Source organism: Brevibacterium sp. XM4083 (assembly GCF_006489205.2).
Lineage (GTDB): Bacteria > Actinomycetota > Actinomycetes > Actinomycetales > Brevibacteriaceae > Brevibacterium.
This window is the reverse complement of sequence record NZ_VFYR02000004.1, coordinates 197,238-212,408: the sequence shown is the minus strand read 5'-3', so window position 1 is coordinate 212,408 and position 15,171 is coordinate 197,238. Positions and strand designations below refer to the sequence as shown.

The 15,171-nt window shown below is 67.7% G+C and carries 15 protein-coding genes; 11 read left to right on the top strand and 4 right to left on the bottom strand.

Annotated elements, in window-relative coordinates; all coding sequences use genetic code 11:
* The 8 genes from hemB (at position 1) to ccsB (ending at position 7,710) form a co-directional block, all read left to right on the top strand.
* Positions 1 to 984 (top strand): porphobilinogen synthase, encoded by a 984-nt coding sequence (hemB, locus tag FJ887_RS13435; protein ID WP_137825360.1) that lies wholly within the window; start codon positions 1 to 3, stop codon positions 982 to 984.
* Positions 981 to 1,448 carry a MarR family winged helix-turn-helix transcriptional regulator gene (locus FJ887_RS13430; protein ID WP_137825361.1) on the top strand — a complete coding sequence of 156 codons (468 nt, stop codon included), beginning with the start codon at positions 981 to 983 and terminating at the stop codon, positions 1,446 to 1,448. The genes hemB and FJ887_RS13430 overlap by 4 nt, the downstream gene beginning before the upstream one ends.
* Entirely contained in the window at positions 1,445 to 2,797 is a 1,353-nt protein-coding gene (gene hemL / locus FJ887_RS13425; protein ID WP_137825362.1) for a glutamate-1-semialdehyde 2,1-aminomutase, read from the top strand. The genes FJ887_RS13430 and hemL overlap by 4 nt, the downstream gene beginning before the upstream one ends.
* Complete coding sequence (locus tag FJ887_RS13420) at positions 2,794 to 3,435, top strand: histidine phosphatase family protein (protein WP_137825363.1); 642 nt, start codon at positions 2,794 to 2,796, stop codon at positions 3,433 to 3,435. The genes hemL and FJ887_RS13420 overlap by 4 nt, the downstream gene beginning before the upstream one ends.
* Complete coding sequence (locus FJ887_RS13415) at positions 3,432 to 4,028, top strand: TlpA family protein disulfide reductase (RefSeq protein WP_140955507.1); 597 nt, start codon at positions 3,432 to 3,434, stop codon at positions 4,026 to 4,028. The genes FJ887_RS13420 and FJ887_RS13415 overlap by 4 nt, the downstream gene beginning before the upstream one ends.
* A gap of 5 nt (positions 4,029 to 4,033) precedes the next feature.
* Complete coding sequence (locus tag FJ887_RS13410; protein ID WP_137825380.1) at positions 4,034 to 4,789, top strand: cytochrome c biogenesis CcdA family protein; 756 nt, start codon at positions 4,034 to 4,036, stop codon at positions 4,787 to 4,789.
* Positions 4,789 to 6,543 (top strand): cytochrome c biogenesis protein ResB, encoded by a 1,755-nt coding sequence (resB, locus tag FJ887_RS13405; RefSeq protein WP_250786247.1) that lies wholly within the window; start codon positions 4,789 to 4,791, stop codon positions 6,541 to 6,543. The genes FJ887_RS13410 and resB overlap by 1 nt, the downstream gene beginning before the upstream one ends.
* A gap of 141 nt (positions 6,544 to 6,684) precedes the next feature.
* Positions 6,685 to 7,710, top strand: a complete 1,026-nt coding sequence (ccsB, locus tag FJ887_RS13400) for a c-type cytochrome biogenesis protein CcsB (RefSeq protein ID WP_140955508.1) — start codon at positions 6,685 to 6,687, stop codon at positions 7,708 to 7,710.
* A gap of 688 nt (positions 7,711 to 8,398) precedes the next feature.
* On the opposite strand, the gene FJ887_RS13395 is transcribed toward ccsB, so the two are convergent.
* On the bottom strand, positions 8,399 to 8,833 hold the full coding sequence (locus tag FJ887_RS13395) for a PLDc N-terminal domain-containing protein (RefSeq protein ID WP_140955509.1): 435 nt from the start codon (positions 8,831 to 8,833) through the stop codon (positions 8,399 to 8,401).
* Positions 8,834 to 8,989: 156 nt separating this feature from the next.
* On the opposite strand from FJ887_RS13395, the gene FJ887_RS13390 reads away from it, so the two are divergent.
* Positions 8,990 to 9,550, top strand: a complete 561-nt coding sequence (locus FJ887_RS13390) for a DUF4229 domain-containing protein (protein ID WP_250786246.1) — start codon at positions 8,990 to 8,992, stop codon at positions 9,548 to 9,550.
* A 71-nt stretch (positions 9,551 to 9,621) separates the two neighbouring features.
* On the opposite strand, the gene FJ887_RS13385 is transcribed toward FJ887_RS13390, so the two are convergent.
* The 3 genes from FJ887_RS13385 to FJ887_RS13375 form a co-directional block, all read right to left on the bottom strand.
* Positions 9,622 to 10,554, bottom strand: a complete 933-nt coding sequence (locus FJ887_RS13385; protein WP_140955510.1) for a 1,4-dihydroxy-2-naphthoate polyprenyltransferase — start codon at positions 10,552 to 10,554, stop codon at positions 9,622 to 9,624.
* Between the two features lie 70 nt (positions 10,555 to 10,624).
* On the bottom strand, positions 10,625 to 11,827 hold the full coding sequence (locus FJ887_RS13380; protein WP_140955511.1) for an AMP-binding protein: 1,203 nt from the start codon (positions 11,825 to 11,827) through the stop codon (positions 10,625 to 10,627).
* Positions 11,828 to 11,837: 10 nt separating this feature from the next.
* Positions 11,838 to 12,755, bottom strand: a complete 918-nt coding sequence (locus tag FJ887_RS13375; RefSeq protein WP_140955512.1) for a 1,4-dihydroxy-2-naphthoyl-CoA synthase — start codon at positions 12,753 to 12,755, stop codon at positions 11,838 to 11,840.
* 62 nt (positions 12,756 to 12,817) lie between these two features.
* Between FJ887_RS13375 and FJ887_RS13370 the strand changes: the two genes are divergently transcribed.
* Positions 12,818 to 13,909 carry an o-succinylbenzoate synthase gene (locus FJ887_RS13370; protein ID WP_137825372.1) on the top strand — a complete coding sequence of 364 codons (1,092 nt, stop codon included), beginning with the start codon at positions 12,818 to 12,820 and terminating at the stop codon, positions 13,907 to 13,909.
* Between the two features lie 410 nt (positions 13,910 to 14,319).
* The gene (locus FJ887_RS13365; RefSeq protein ID WP_137825373.1) at positions 14,320 to 15,066 is read left to right on the top strand and encodes a hypothetical protein; all 747 of its coding nucleotides are present in this window, start codon (positions 14,320 to 14,322) and stop codon (positions 15,064 to 15,066) included.
* Positions 15,067 to 15,171: the final 105 nt, after the last annotated feature.

Here is a 15,171-nt window from a genome sequence, read left to right as displayed (position 1 = left end):
ATGGCTCCCATCGTCCGTCCCCGTCGCCTGCGGTCGACCGCGGCCCTCCGCCGCCTCGTCTCCGAGGTCCACCTCACCCCCGCCGACCTCATCCTGCCGATGTTCGTCAAGGAGTCGCTGGAGGAGCCCGCGCCGCTGACCGGGATGCCCGGCGTCGTCCAGCACACGCTGACGTCGCTGCGGGAGGCCGCCCGCGAGGCCGTCGACGCCGGCGTCGGGGGACTCATGCTCTTCGGCATCCCCACCGTCCGCGACGAACGCGGCTCGGCCGCCGATGACCCCGAGGGCATCCTCAACCGGGCGCTGCGGATGCTGCGCGACGAGTTCGGCGACGACACCGTCATCATGGCCGACCTCTGCCTCGACGAGTTCACCTCGCACGGCCACTGCGGCGTGCTCGACGAGGCCGGCCGCGTCGACAACGATGCGACGCTCGAACGCTACGCTTCGATGGCCGTCGCGCAGGCCCGCGCCGGTGCCCACGTCCTCGGGCTCTCAGGCATGATGGACGGACAGGTCGGCGTGTGCCGGGAGGCGCTCGACGACCACGGCTTCACCGACGTCGTCGTCATGGGCTACACCGCGAAGTACGCCTCGGCGTTCTACGGACCTTTCCGCGAAGCCGTCGACTCCGAGCTCGTCGGGGACCGCAAGACCTACCAGCAGGATCCGGCGAACGGACGCGAGGCGATGCACGAGCTCGACCTCGACCTCGCCGAGGGCGCCGACATCGTCATGGTCAAACCCGGCCTGCCCTACCTCGACGTCCTCGCCGAGGTGGCCGCGGAGTCCCCGGTGCCCGTGTGGACGTACCAGGTGTCGGGGGAGTACGCGATGATCGAGTTCGCGGCCGCCGCCGGGGCCATCGACCGCGACCGCGCGATCGAGGAGTCCCTCATCGCGTTCAAGCGGGCCGGCGCCGATGCGATCCTCACGTACTGGGCGACCGAGGTCAGCCGGTGGCTGAGCGGAGGTCGGCGATGAGCGAGACCCGTTGGCTGTCCCCGCCGGACCAGCGCGCCTGGCGCTCCTACCTCACCGGCAGCTCCCTGCTCGGGGCGAAGCTCGAGGCCGATCTGCGGGAGAACTTCGGCATCGGCCTGCCCGAATACGAGATCCTCGTGAGGCTGAGCGAACACGAGGGACGATCGATGCGCATGGCCCTGCTTGCCTCGGACACGACGATGTCGCGTTCGCGCCTGACCCACAGCGTCGCCCGGATGGAGAAGAAGGGCCTGCTGTCGCGCTGCCCGATCCCCGAGGACGGCCGCGGCGTCAACTGTGCGATGACCGACGCCGGCTGGGACCTCCTCGTCGCCGCCGCCCCCACCCATGTCGAGAGCGTGCGCAGCAACCTCGTCGACCTCCTCACCCCTGAGGAGATGGCGACGCTCGGCGTCGCATTCGGCAAGGTCGCCCGCCACCTCACCGCGAAGGAGAACTCATGACCGACGCCTCACCCACCCAGAACTCGGCCGCCCTCTTCGCACGGGCGGAGCGCGTCATCCCCGGCGGAGTCAACTCCCCGGTCAGGGCGTTCCGGGCGGTCGGCGGAACCCCGCGCTTCATCACCTCGGCGACCGGAGCGTGGCTGCGCGACGCCGACGGCAACGACTACATCGACCTCATCGGGTCGTGGGGTCCGATGATCATGGGCCACTCCCGCCCCGAGGTCGTCGCCGCCGTCCAGGAGGCCGCGGTCAAGGGCTTCTCGTTCGGCACCCCGTCGGTCGGCGAGGTCGAACTCGCCGAGGAGATCGTCTCCCGCATCGACCCCGTCGACGAGGTGCGCCTCGTCTCGTCGGGCACCGAGGCGACGATGAGCGCGATCCGCCTCGCCCGCGGCTACACCGGCCGGAACAAGGTCGTGAAGTTCGCCGGGAACTACCACGGTCACGTCGACTCCCTGCTCGCCCAGGCCGGTTCGGGGCTCGCGACGTTCTCCCTGCCCGACACCCCGGGGGTCACCGGGGCGCAGGCCGAGGACACGATCGTCGTCGCCTACAACGACGCTGAGGCGCTGCGGGCGGTCTTCGCCGAGCACGGCGAGTCGATCGCCTGCGTCATCACCGAGGCGAGCCCCGGCAACATGGGGGTCGTGCCCCCGCGCAACGGCTTCACGAACACGATCCGCGAACTCACGAAGGCCCACGGGGCGCTGATGATCAGCGACGAGGTGATGACCGGCTTCCGCGTCTCCGCCGCCGGCTGGTACGGCTACGAGTCGGAGACCCTGGGCTACCCGCACGGGCCCGCCGATCTCTTCACCTTCGGCAAGGTCATGGGCGGCGGATTCCCGGCCGCGGCGTTCGGCGGTCGCGCCGATGTCATGGCCCACCTCGCCCCCGCCGGACCCGTCTACCAGGCGGGCACGCTCTCGGGCAATCCCGTCGCCACCGCCGCGGGACTCGCCACGCTCAAGCTCACGACCGAGCTCGACGTCTACTCGCACCTCGGTCGGGCAGCGGACATCCTCCGGCCCGCCGTCGCCTCGGCGCTCGAGGCCGAAGGGGTCGCGCACACGATCCAGTCGGCGAACTCGATGTTCTCCGTCTTCTTCACCGACGGCGAGGTCGTCGACTACGACGATGCCCGCGCGCAGAACGTCGACCGGTACTCCGCGTTCTTCAATTCGATGCTCGACTCAGGCATCCACATGCCGCCGAGCGCATTCGAGGCGTGGTTCCTCTCCTACGCCCACACCGATGAGATCCTCGAGCGGATCATCGCAGCGCTGCCGGCGGCTGCGAAGGCCGCTGCCGCCGTCCCCGATGCGAACGGAGAGCCGAGCCGATGACCACGATCCACCTCGTCCGCCACGGCGAAGTCGACAACCCCGAGGGCATCCTCTACGGTCGGATCCCCGGCTTCGGGCTGACCGAGCGCGGGCATGAGATGGCCCGCCGGGTCGGCGAGCACTTCGCGCAGGAGGACAATGCGCCCGACGCGCTCGTGGCCTCACCGCTGCTGCGCGCGCAGCAGACGATCGCGCCCCTGGCGGAGAACCTCGACATGCCCGTCTTCACCGACGACCGCGTCATCGAGGCGGCGAACTCCTTCGAAGGGCAGACGATGAACGCCCGCACGCTCGCGCAGCCGCGGAACCTCGTGCGCCTCTACAACCCGCTGGTGCCCTCGTGGGGTGAGCCGTACCGCCAGATCGCCCTGCGCACGCAGGCGGCGATGGCGAGCCTGCGCGCCCGCCTCGAGGGTCATGGGCCCGAGGCGAGCGGCGTCATCGTCTCCCACCAGCTGCCGATCTGGATGGCGCGCCTGGCCGGCGAAGGGCGACCGCTGGCCCATGACCCGCGCAAACGGGAGTGCGCGCTCGCGTCTGTCACGAGTTTCACATTTGAGAAGTCCACACTGGTGTCCGTGAGCTATGAGAATCTCTGCGCGGATCTGCAGCCGGGCCACGCGGTGGCGGGAGCATGATCGGCGGCAACGGACAGTACGGTCGCCGGGCGGTCCTCACGGGCATCATCGCCGGCACGGCAGTCGTCCTCAGCGCATGCACCCAGAACGATGAGCTCGCCGCACAGGCGGGCTCCGACCAGGGCTACGTCTCGGGTTCCGGCGTCGTCTCCCAGGTCGCGGTCAAGGATCGCGGCGAACCCCTCGACCTGACCTTCGAGACCCTCGACGGCTCGCAGCTCTCGCTCGCCGACATGCGACCGACCCCGGTCGTCATCAACCTCTGGTATGCGGCGTGCCCGCCGTGCCGCGTCGAGGCCCCCGACCTCAAGGAGGTCTCCGAGGAGTTCGGCGACTCCGCCCAGTTCATCGGCGTCAACGTCCGTGACCAGGCGGCGGAGGCCAACGCCTTCATCTCGAACTACCAGATCCCCTACCCGAACATGCTCGACACGAACGGCGACATGGTCGCCCTGCTCTCGGGCGTCCTGCCCCCGCAGGCGACGCCCTCGACCGTCATCCTCGACGCGCAGGGCCGGGCCGCGGCCCGTGTCGTCGGCGCCGTCGACAAGTCGACCCTGCAGGGACTCATCGAGGACGTGCAGGCGGAGTGAGCGGCATCGGGGCGGAGTTCGCCCAGGCGGTGCTCAGTGGTCCCCTCCTGCTCGCAGCCGGGGCCGCGGCACTCGCCGGGCTCGTCTCCTTCGTCTCCCCGTGCGTGCTGCCGCTCGTGCCCGGCTACGTCGGCTACGTCACGGGGCTGAGCGGCTCGTCGCTGCGTGACAAGGCGACGTGGCGGGTGATCACGGGCATCACGCTCTTCGTGCTCGGCTTCACCGTCGTCTTCGTCATCCTCGGCACGGGCTTCTCCGCCCTCGGGGCGATGTTCTCCCAGTTCCAGGACATCCTCATCCGCATCCTCGGTGTCGGGGTGATGATCGCCGGACTCGTGTTCATGGGCGCGTTCGGCTTCCTCCAGAAGGAACGGCGCATCCACGCCCGGCCCAAGGCGGGACTGTGGGGTGCTCCCGTGCTCGGGGCGACGTTCGCCATCGGCTGGGCCCCCTGCGTGGGCCCCACCCTGTCCGCGGTGCTGACGATGTCGCTGAGCTTCGGCTCCGACGGCACCCTGTGGCGGGGCGCGTTCCTCGCCTTCGTCTACTGCCTCGGACTCGGCATTCCCTTCATCCTCCTGGCGATCGCCATCCACAAGGGTGCCGGTCGGCTGAACTGGGTGCGCGAGCACCAGACGACGATCGTCCGCATCGGCGGAGTCATGCTCATCGCACTCGGCTTCGTCATGGCCATCGGACTGTGGAACCAGTGGATGAACTCGCTGCAGGGTCTCATCTCCGGATTTGAAGTGGTGATCTAGTGGCAGACAAGACTGCTGGCAACACGACGGACGCGGCCCCCGAGCAGGCTGCCGACACCTCGGGCACCGCCGAGGCGCAGCCTCGCCGGGAGCAGCCGGCCGCGGACCGCGCGAAGGCCGCGCCTGCCGGGAAGGCCGGCGCCGCCTCCAAGGCAGGGACCGCCTCGGCGAAGGGAGCGGGCAAGCCCGATCGGTCGGAGGTGACGCAGCCGCAGCTCGGCTTCATCGGCATGTGCAGGTGGGCATGGCGGCAGCTGACGACGATGCGGGTGGCCCTCATCCTCCTCCTCGTCCTCGCGCTCGCCTCGATCCCCGGCTCCCTGCTCCCGCAGCGGATCCAGGACCCGGCCCGCGTCAACACCTTCCTCGAGGAGAACGGGGCGTGGGGAGCGTTCCTCGATACGATCGGCATGTTCGACGTGTACTCGTCGATCTGGTTCTCCGCGGTCTATCTCCTCCTCATGATCTCGCTCGTCGGGTGCATCGTCCCGCGCACGTCCCAGCACTGGAAGGCGATGCGCTCGGCACCGCCCAAGGCGCCGAGGCGGCTGGGACGGATGCCCGGATACGTGGCGTTCACCTCGGCGGAGGTCAAGGACGGGGAGCTTGACGATGAGGAGTTCCTCGACGCCGCGCAGGCCCGGCTGAAGAAGCTCGGGTACCGCACCTCGCGCCACGGGGACCATGTCGCGGCCGAACGCGGCTACCTGCGCGAGACCGGCAACCTCGTCTTCCACATCGCGATCCTCATGACGACGCTGACGATCTCGATCGGGTCGCTCTTCGGCTACGAGGGGCAGCGCATCCTCGTCGAAGGCGACACGTTCACGAATTCGCTCGTCGCCTACGACTCTTTCGACCCGGGCACGTACTACAACGCGGACAACCTGCCGCAGTTCCGCCTCACCCTCGACCGGTTCACCTCGAGCTTCGACGATGCCGCGCCGGGCAACCAGTTCGGTCAGCCCCGCACCTTCGAGGCCACGGTGACGACCTCGGCGGACGGGGTAGAGAAGACCGAGCAGCTCAAGGTCAACGAGCCCATCCGCGTCGCCGACACCGGCGTCTACCTCACCGGCAACGGGTACGCCCCCGAGGTGACGGTGCGGGATGCGACCGGCCAGGTCGTCCGATCCGGGCCGCAGGTCTTCATTCCCGCCAACGGCGACCCCGGGTACACCTCCGAGGGCGCGATCAAGGTGCCCGACGCCGCGGGCACGCAGATGGGCTTCGTCGGGGTGCTGCTGCCGACGGCCACGCAGAACGAGCAGGGCGACCTCGTGTCGAACTTCGCCGAGCTGCGCAACCCCTACCTCGTGATGAGCGGGTACACCGGTGACCTCGGACTCGACTCGGGAGAGCCGCAGTCGGTCTACACCCTCGATGCCTCGAACATGACGGAGATGACGGATGCCGCCGGCAACCCGCTCGTCATCCAGCTCGTGCCGGGGGAGACCCAGGAGCTGCCCAACGGCGGTTCGGTGACCTTCGACGGGGTCAAGCGGTTCATCGCCGTCGACATCTCGCAGGATCCGACGCAGCTGCTCATGTTCGTCAGCTCCGTGCTCGTCCTCCTCGGACTCGGACTGTCCCTGTTCATTCCGCGCCGGCGCGTGTGGGTGCGGGTCAAGGACGGCGAGGTCGAGGTGGCGGCTCTGGCCCGTGGCGAGGATCCGATGGTCGAGCGCGCGGCGACGGAACTCGCGAAGGACCTCGGCAGTGAGAGTGCCGAGGACACGGACAAGAAGGACTGAGCGACCGCAGTGCGGGCCTGCATGGTCCTCGCGGCTTCAAACTGAGGTACTACACGGAGTAGAATCGGGGACGTGCGCCTGAGACGGGCACGCAGATTCACTGACGCAAGGAATTGAGCACCCTCACGGTGCGGAGGATACATGGACGTCAACACCGACCTGGCGATGTGGTCGAATCAGCTCATCGTCTCCGCGATGATCGTCTACGCGGTCGCGATGATCTTCTCGGCCTTCGATCTCTTCGGGGGTCGGGAGCTGAAGAAGTCGAAGTCCGACACGGTGGCGGCCGGCGCGAAGTCGAGCACGGTGCGCCGCACCAACCGGAAGACCGCGACGGCGCTCCTCGACCGTCCCGGCGCTGATGACCACGCCGGAGACAACGGCACCGGCGAGGAGCTGTCGGCCTCCGATGCCAAGCGGCGCCGCGCGGCGCGCATCGGCACGTCGCTCATCGTGCTCGCCGTCGTCCTCCACATCGGCTCGGTCATCACCCGCACCCTGTCGGTGATGCGCGTGCCGTGGGGCAACATGATGGAGTACGTCCTCACCGCCACGGCGATCACCGTCCTCGTCTACCTCATCGTGCTCACCCGCAAGGACATCCGCTACCTCGGAACGTTCGTCTCCGGCGGCGTCCTGCTGTGCCTGGGTCTCGCGATCACGGTCTTCTACACTCCGGCCGCCCAGCTCATCCCCGCCCTCGATTCGTACTGGATCGCCATCCATGTGCCGATCGCGATCCTCTCGACGGCGCTGCTGTCGATCTCGGCGATCCTCGCGGTCTTCCAGATACTCAAGACCGTCAGCGAGACGAAGGACCCGAAGTGGCTGCGGTTCATGCGCCGTCTGCCCTCGAGCACCGAGCTCGAGCGGTTCTCCTACACGATCGCGGCCGTCGGCTTCATCACGTGGACGTTCACCCTCATCGCCGGCGCCATCTGGGCCGAGGTCGCCTGGAGCCGCTACTGGGGCTGGGACACGAAGGAGATCTGGACGTTCGTCGTCTGGGTCGTCTACGCCGCGTACCTCCACGCGCGGGCGACCCGCGGATGGGGCCCGACGAAGGTGGCCGTGCTCAACCTCATCGGCATCGCCACGGTGTTCTTCAACTTCACCGTCGTCAACGTCTACTTCAACGGCCTGCACTCGTACTCCGGCCTCGGCTGACGGTCGTGGGCGGACGGTGATCGGGCCGACGGCCTGAGGTCCGCTGTGGGGCGCCGCCCGCCGGCCTGACGGCCTGACCTCCGTTGCGCGGTGCCGTTCGGCCTCTGCTGCGCAGTGCCGCCCGTCGGTCCTTGAGCAGTGACGTGCCCGGGTCTTCAGCGCGTCGGATGTCGCGCCGTTCCGCCCGGCCTCTGCTGTGCAGTGCCGAATGTGGTCACAGAACCGAGGAGATCGTGCCGATTCGGCGCTTCTCCCTCGGTTCTGTGACCACTTTTCGCTGTCTGCCGCGCGACGGGGGTGCTGTGCCGGTCGGCGCGCGAAGCGGCGTCTATCTCCGGTCAGTCGGGCGGCCGCTGGCGCTCGAAACCGGGCCCGCGCCTGTGACCGATACTGCTGCGACTGAAACTCTGACCGCAGCGTGGTGGACGCGAAGCTGCATCCGGAAGAGCCGGTCTGCCCCAATCAACGCGGCGCTGAAGCGTGCCTACACAGGGCAACGGATGTCGTGCCAGCGCAGGGCAACGGAGGATTTGCGTGGTGACGTGCTCACGCGGTCAGACTCGGTTCACCCGCCGTCAGCGGTTCTGCACTGAGGAAAGTCCAACGATCAACGACTCTGCGTCGGGGTCACGGACCTGCGACCGATTCGGTCTGAGCAGGCCGCCATCTCACGCAGGCCGGGCGATGCTCAGTTCGAGTGGCCGCGGCCCTCGCCCTTGCTGCCTTCCGAGCCGTGCTCGTCGCCGGACTCCTGGTCATCGGGGCGGTCCTCGGGATCGAGGGTGTCACCCGGGGGAGGGGTCTCGGAGTCCGTGGGTTCGTCGTCCCGCGGACGATGCTTGCCGAGCTTGACCTCGCGGTCGACCTGGCGGAGGTAGTCCTCATCGTCGTCGGGAGCGGTCGGGCCGCTGCGCCTCGGTGACGGGTCGGGCTTGGCCTCGGAACCGCGTCCGAAGATGTACCAGAGGACGAAGCCGATGATCGGAATGAGGAGGATGATGAGCGCCCAGACAGGCTTGGGCAGGACTCGGACGAGACTCCGATCGCGCAGCAGACAGTCGAAGAGTCCGTACAGTGTGATCGCTGCCGCTAGGACTATCCCGGCAATGAGTACTCGAGCCATGCATCAAGGATAGTCGACTAACCTGAAGACCAGCTCAGTCGCAGGGCGACCGGTTTCGACAGGCAGTGTTGCCCTTTCGTCGCGTCTCGCCCTCGTCGCCGATCCCGGCCCGAGTTCTGAGAATCCACGCAGACAGTCCCGACTAGAATAGGTGCAATGCGCAGCTTCTGGATCTACACCCTCGCCCGGCTGGGAATCATCGTCGCCGTCGGGCTCGTTCTCCAACCCTTCCTCGGGTTCACACTCGTCATGGCCGTCGCGGCGATCTTCATCGGCGCGCTCATCAGCTACCTTGTGCTCGGCGGAATGCGGGCGAAGGTCGCAGGCGACATCGAGAACCGGCTGGCCAAGCGCGCGAAGACGAAGAAGCGCAAGGGCCAGGACGAGTCGTTCGAGGACACCCTCGTCGACGAGAACGTCTCCGCCCAGGACACTGTCTCCGCCCAGGACACTGTCTCCGCCCAGGACACTGTCTCCGCCCAGGACGCCGAGGCGGCTGGACCGGCGACGAAGCCGACGGAATCGTCGAAGAAGTCCGCAGTTGGCTCCTCGGCTGAGACCGCCAAGGCGAAGGCTGAGACCCAGAACCCCGCCGAGACCCAGCGTCCCGCAGAGTCAGGGACTACCACCGAGCCCCAGACCGCCGCAGGCTCGACCGAAGCGCCGACCCCCGACCGCACGACCGATGCCGAGGCTCCCGACGCCAAACGGCGCTGATCCTCATCCAACGCAGTCGGCCGGTGTCCCCGCGGGGACACCGGCCGACTGCGTTGGGGGCAGACCTCGAGCTACAGCGCCAACCCGAGCGCCATGAGCGCGGCGAAGCACAGCGCCGTCAGTCCCGTCGACTTGATCGTCGGAATGAGACCGGCACCCGTCGTGCCTCCCAGCACCGTCTTCAGCGGTGAGAGCGCGGGCACGAGCGCGAGGATCGCCAGCGCCGCAGCCGGATGCCCGTCGAGGATCGCGAGCGCCAGCAGCGCGAACGGTGCGAGGACGAGCACGGCGTAGGCGACCCGCGCCCGCTGGTCGCCGAGGCGCACGGCCAGGGTGATCTTGCCCGCCTCGGTGTCGGTGGGGATGTCACGGAGGTTGTTGACCATGAGCACCGCCGAGGCGAGCAGCCCCATCGACACGGCGCCGGCCCATCCGCTCAGGCTCAGCGTCCCCACCTGCATCCACATCGTCCCGAGCGTGGCGACGAGCCCGAAGAAGATGAAGACGAACACCTCGCCGAGGCCCATGTACCCGTACGGGCGCTTCCCGCCGGTGTAGAACCACGCCGCGGCTACCGCGGCGGCGCCGACGATGAGGAACCACCAGGCCTGGGAGATGAGGACGAGGGCGATGCCGACGAGCCCGGCGATGCCGAAGCAGAGGAACGCGGCCCGCTTGACCGTCGCCGGCTCCGCCAGCCCGGTCGCGGTCAGCCGCACAGGACCGACGCGCACATCGTCGGTGCCGCGGATCCCGTCGGAGTAGTCGTTGGCGAAGTTCGAGCCGATCTGCAGGCAGAGCGAGACGATGAGGGCGAGGAGGCCCTTGAAGAGGATCGAGGACAGCGACACGTCGGGACCGCTCGTCGAATAGTCGCCGATGATGAACGAGGTAAAGCCCCCGACCGAGCCGATCGCCGCTCCGGTGCCGATGAGCACGGGGGCGACGGCGAGCGGCAGCGTCCGCAGTCGCGCTCCGGAGATCCATTGCGCGGCAGTTGCCATAGGGGTCGAGTGCCTTCCTAGCGATTCGGTGAACCGTCTCATATTACCGAGAGATCATTTGATGCGAAATTCAACTATGGGGTCGGGCAAGCAGGCTTTCGGCCACCTCGGCGGCCCTCCGGCGGTCGGGTTTGCCGATCGAGCGAGCCGGGATCTCGTCGACGACGATGACCTCGCGGGGAAGCATCGTCCCCGCCTCGGCGGGCGCCAGGGCGCGCAGCCGCCGGCCGCGTTCGGTCGGGGACAGGCCGCGCAGCTGCCCGGCACCGGCAGTGTCGTCGGCGAGGCGGACGAGGGCGACGATGCGCCGCCCCCACTCCGCGTCCGCGACCGCGGTGACGAGCACCTCGGCGACTCCGTGGGGCTGCCACACCGGCAGCAGTGCCGTCTCGAGCGCGTGCGGGGAGACGTTCTCCCCACCGGAGACGATGACGTCGTCGACCCGGCCGAGGACGCTGAGCACACCGTCGTCGAGGTGCCCGAGATCACTCGTGTGGATCGTCCGCCCGCCCACCGGGCCGGTCAGGGCGAGGGAGTCGCGGGGGACGATGGTCCCGTCCGCTGTGACGTCGACGTAGGCGTCGGCGACGACGGGTCCGGTGAGGTCGATCGTGCCCGCCTCGGTGATCGTCACGGTGACCCCGTCGAAGGCGACGCCGTCGTAGACGCAGCCGCCCGCGGTCTCCGACATCCCGTACGTCCGCACGATCCGCAGGTCCGCGGCCGCTGCCGCGTCGAGGAGGGCAGGAGAGATCGCGGAGCCGCCGAGGAGGATGGCCGTGAACGTCGCCGCCGCCGAGGTGGCGGCCGGGTCGGCGAGGACCCGGTGCAGCTGCGTGGGCACGAGGGAGGTGTAGCGGGGGCGGTCGTCACCCCGGGCGACGAGCTCGGCGACCTCCGCGGCGAAGGCTTGTGCGGTGAACGGGCCCGCAGCTGCGCGCACCGGATCCTCTCCGGCCAGTCGGGCGCGGAGTTCGACCTGGAAGCCGGCGATGTGGTTGACCGGCAGCGTGAGGTGCCAGCGGCCGGGTCCGGAGAGGAATCGTTCGGTGGCCCGCGCCGAGGCGGTCAGGGCGTGAGCGGAGAGCGCGACGGCCTTCGCCGCCCCCGTCGACCCCGAGGTGAAGAGGATGAGCGCGGGGGCGTCACCGGGGCTCAACCAGCGGTCAGGGGCCACCTCGGTGACGGCACCGGTCCGGGCCTGCGGGAGGATGAGGATCGACTCCCCGGCCAGGGCCCGGTTGATCGCGTCCGGAAGGTCGAGCGGGGTCATCGGCAGCGGCTCAGTAGTACCAGGGGTAGGACGACCAGTCGGGGTCGCGCTTCTCGAGGAAGGCGTCCCGGCCTTCGACGGCTTCGTCGGTCATGTAGCCCAGGCGCGTAGCCTCACCGGCGAAGACCTGCTGGCCCATGAGGCCGTCATCGACGAGGTTGAAGGCGAACTTGAGCATCCGCTGCGCGTTCGGGGACTTGCCGAGGATCTCGTTGGCCATGTCCAGTGCCGCGGTCTCGAGCTCGGCATGGTCGACGACCTCGTTGACCGCGCCCATATCGGCCATCTCCTGGGCCGAGTAGGTGCGGCCGAGGAAGAAGATCTCGCGCGCCTTCTTCTGCCCGACCATCTTCGCGAGGTAGGCCGAGCCGTAGCCGGCATCGTAGGATCCGACGTCGGCGTCGGTCTGCTTGAACTTCGCATGCTCGCGTGAGGCGATCGTCATGTCGCACACGACGTGGAGGCTGTGCCCGCCGCCGGCGGCCCACCCGGGGACGACGGCGATGACGACCTTGGGCATCGTGCGGATGAGGCGCTGGACCTCGAGGATGTGGAGGCGTCCGGCACGGGCCGGGTCGACGGTCTCGCGGGTCTCGCCCTCGGCGTACTGGTAGCCGGAGCGGCCGCGGATGCGCTGGTCGCCGCCGGAGCAGAACGCCCAGCCGCCGTCCTTCTGACTCGGGCCGTTGCCGGTGAGGAGGACGGCGCCGACGTCCGGGGTCTGGCGGGCGTGGTCGAGGGCCCGGTAGAGCTCGTCGACGGTGTGGGGGCGGAAGGCGTTGCGGACCTCGGGCCGGTCGAAGGCGATGCGGACGGCGCCGATGTCCTGGCCGTCCGCGTCGATCGCCCGGTGGTAGGTGATGTCGGTGAAGTCGAAGCCGGAGACCTCGCGCCACCGGGTGGGATCGAAGATGTCAGAGACGGTCATGACCTCAAGCCTAACGCGGCGGCAGGCATCGCTCGGAGCTGCCGTCCGGGTAGGGTGTGCCCATGGTCGTCTCCGCCCGTGATCTCCCCGTCTCCTTCGCCGACCTCGTGCCCCGGGTCCATGTCCTGCGGCTGCCGATGGTCACGCGCTTCCGGGGCATCACCGAGCGCGAGATCCTTCTCTTCGAAGGCCCTGCGGGTTGGGCGGAGTTCTCCCCGTTCGTCGAATACGACGCTCGCGAATCCTCCCGCTGGTTGCAGGCGGCCCTCGAGTTCGCCGGACTCCCGGTGCCGGGGCGGGAACCGATTCACGGTGCTCGCGGCGATGTTCCCGATAGCCCTGCCGATGAGCCTGCGTTCGTCGAGGTCAATGCCACCCTGCCGGCGGCCGGTGTCGATGAGGTCGAGGCGATCCTCGCCCGCTATGGGACCGTGAGCACGGTCAAGGCGAAGGTCGCCGAGCACGGTCTCGCCTCACTGCCGGAGGATCTCGCACGGCTGCGCGAGCTGCGACGTCTCTTCCCCGAGGTGGTGCTTCGGCTCGATGCGAATGCGAAGTACTCCCTCGCCGAGGCGGTCGAGGCGAGCGAGGCGTTCGCGGAGTTCGATCTTCAGTACTTCGAACAGCCCGTCCCCGGGGTCGAGGACCTCGCCCGGTTGCGGGAGCGGCTCGCCGACCGGGGACTGCCGGTGCGGTTGGCGGCCGACGAGTCGATCCGCAAAGCCGAGGACCCGCTGCGGGTCGCGGCACTCGGGGCGGCCGAGATCGTCATCGTCAAGGTCCAACCGCTCGGCGGGGTCGCCGCGGCTGCGGAGATCGTCGAACGGTCGGGGCTGCCGGCCGTCGTGTCGTCGGCGCTCGAATCCTCGGTCGGATTGGCCGCCGGGGCCGAACTCGCCGCCCGGCTGCCGCGCACGCAGACGAGCAGGAGCATCCTCGGTGAGCATCCCGCCTGCGGGCTGGGGACAGCGCGCCTCTTCGCCACCGATGTCGTCGCAGGCGGGCTGGTACCCGTCGACGGGCGGATCCCGGTGACGCGAATCGCCCCGGATCCGCAGCGCCTTGAGGCGTTGGCTGCGGATCCGGGGCGATCGGCGTGGTGGGCGGCCCGAGCTCAGGAGTGCTGGGACGTCCTGCGTGCGGTCATTGACTAGCACTCAGGCACTGGCAGAGTCACTGACCCTGGGCACTGGCGAATGGCCTCCGCGTTGAAACGGCACGTCGATCAGCTGGTGAATATGACAGCCGTGGAATGACTGTGCCGACGTGGAAGCACTTTCATTGCGGTGGGATGAATGTTTGATTTGAAGGGCGACGGAGTAGCTAATTGTAACAATTTCATTACATCAGTTTTCAGTGGTGTGACTCTGAATCGGCGGTCCGGAAGACTAAAGAAGTAATGAATGCGATCGTCGTCGCAGGTCATCCCGACTGTACTTAGGATTCTTGAATGCATAGAGCACTTCTCTGCGCTGTTGCCGCTCTCTCGTTGACCCTCTCAGCTTGCGCTGAACCAAGTGCCCCTCCAGAACAGATGCAGTCACCTTCGCAAAAGGATGAGCTGGTGCCGCAGTCTGTCGTGAAGTCCGTTGAATCCTGGCCACTTCTCAACGAGGCGACGATTGAGCCGTTTGCTGAGAATATCGGGCCATTCAGCGGAGATCTGGTGTCGTTGGTGAGTAGTGACGTCAAGGATCTGATGAACGTGCAACTCGCCGCTCAGCAGGCGGGTTCCAAAGAAGAATTTGAAGGCCAGGCAGAAGAGCTCGTGTCTGAGGCCCCCGGGAAACTGAGCGGTTACATGACTGATCAGATGGAACTGGACAAAAAGGACGAAAGCAAAACATTCGCTTGGCCATTGGCATTCGTGCAGCCGATCGACAAAGCGTTCGTTATCGGGGACGACTCCCGGTTTGCATACGGGTGGAACGCAGATATCGAACCAGTTGCCGATGGTATGGGAGTGACTGTCACATTGTTCACCCGGACCGCCTACTGGGTAAAGGACGACAGGGATCGGGAGACACTGATCGTCATCGGACGATGGATCTCGCTGAGCACTGTTGATCCTGCCTATGCGGCGACTTCCGGCGACTATGCATGGAGTATGAGAACTAAGGTCTACAACGCAACTGTATGTCCGTCGGTCAAGGGTGATCCGATAGCGCCTGACTTCAGCGAGGGTGACCATTCCGAAGGCTTCAAGATGCTTGTCGGGCTTGATGAGCGAGATTATGCGCCGGTTGAGGATTTCAGACGTGATGATGATGATAAAGAACTTGAGGAATACATTGCTCGATGTGACGCTTAAAGATGTATATCTAGGCGCGACGGGTCTCTGTCAAGATAGTCCTCGTGGGGATAGCTGACCGACGAGTTGATTGTCGGCAGTTGCATGAGAATTCAATTGACCGCG

What these genes read in the sequence shown, in the direction of transcription:
- ccsB (WP_140955508.1), top strand. Translation starts at nt 6,685, where the DNA reads ATGGACGTCAACACCGACCTGGCGATGTGGTCGAATCAGCTCATCGTC.
- FJ887_RS13415 (WP_140955507.1), top strand. Translation starts at nt 3,432, where the DNA reads ATGATCGGCGGCAACGGACAGTACGGTCGCCGGGCGGTCCTCACGGGC.
- FJ887_RS13430 (WP_137825361.1), top strand. Translation starts at nt 981, where the DNA reads ATGAGCGAGACCCGTTGGCTGTCCCCGCCGGACCAGCGCGCCTGGCGC.
- FJ887_RS13390 (WP_250786246.1), top strand. Translation starts at nt 8,990, where the DNA reads ATGCGCAGCTTCTGGATCTACACCCTCGCCCGGCTGGGAATCATCGTC.
- FJ887_RS13385 (WP_140955510.1), bottom strand. Translation starts at nt 10,554, where the DNA reads ATGGCAACTGCCGCGCAATGGATCTCCGGAGCGCGACTGCGGACGCTG.
- FJ887_RS13395 (WP_140955509.1), bottom strand. Translation starts at nt 8,833, where the DNA reads ATGGCTCGAGTACTCATTGCCGGGATAGTCCTAGCGGCAGCGATCACA.
- FJ887_RS13370 (WP_137825372.1), top strand. Translation starts at nt 12,818, where the DNA reads ATGGTCGTCTCCGCCCGTGATCTCCCCGTCTCCTTCGCCGACCTCGTG.
- FJ887_RS13420 (WP_137825363.1), top strand. Translation starts at nt 2,794, where the DNA reads ATGACCACGATCCACCTCGTCCGCCACGGCGAAGTCGACAACCCCGAG.
- FJ887_RS13380 (WP_140955511.1), bottom strand. Translation starts at nt 11,827, where the DNA reads ATGACCCCGCTCGACCTTCCGGACGCGATCAACCGGGCCCTGGCCGGG.
- hemB (WP_137825360.1), top strand. Translation starts at nt 1, where the DNA reads ATGGCTCCCATCGTCCGTCCCCGTCGCCTGCGGTCGACCGCGGCCCTC.
- FJ887_RS13375 (WP_140955512.1), bottom strand. Translation starts at nt 12,755, where the DNA reads ATGACCGTCTCTGACATCTTCGATCCCACCCGGTGGCGCGAGGTCTCC.
- hemL (WP_137825362.1), top strand. Translation starts at nt 1,445, where the DNA reads ATGACCGACGCCTCACCCACCCAGAACTCGGCCGCCCTCTTCGCACGG.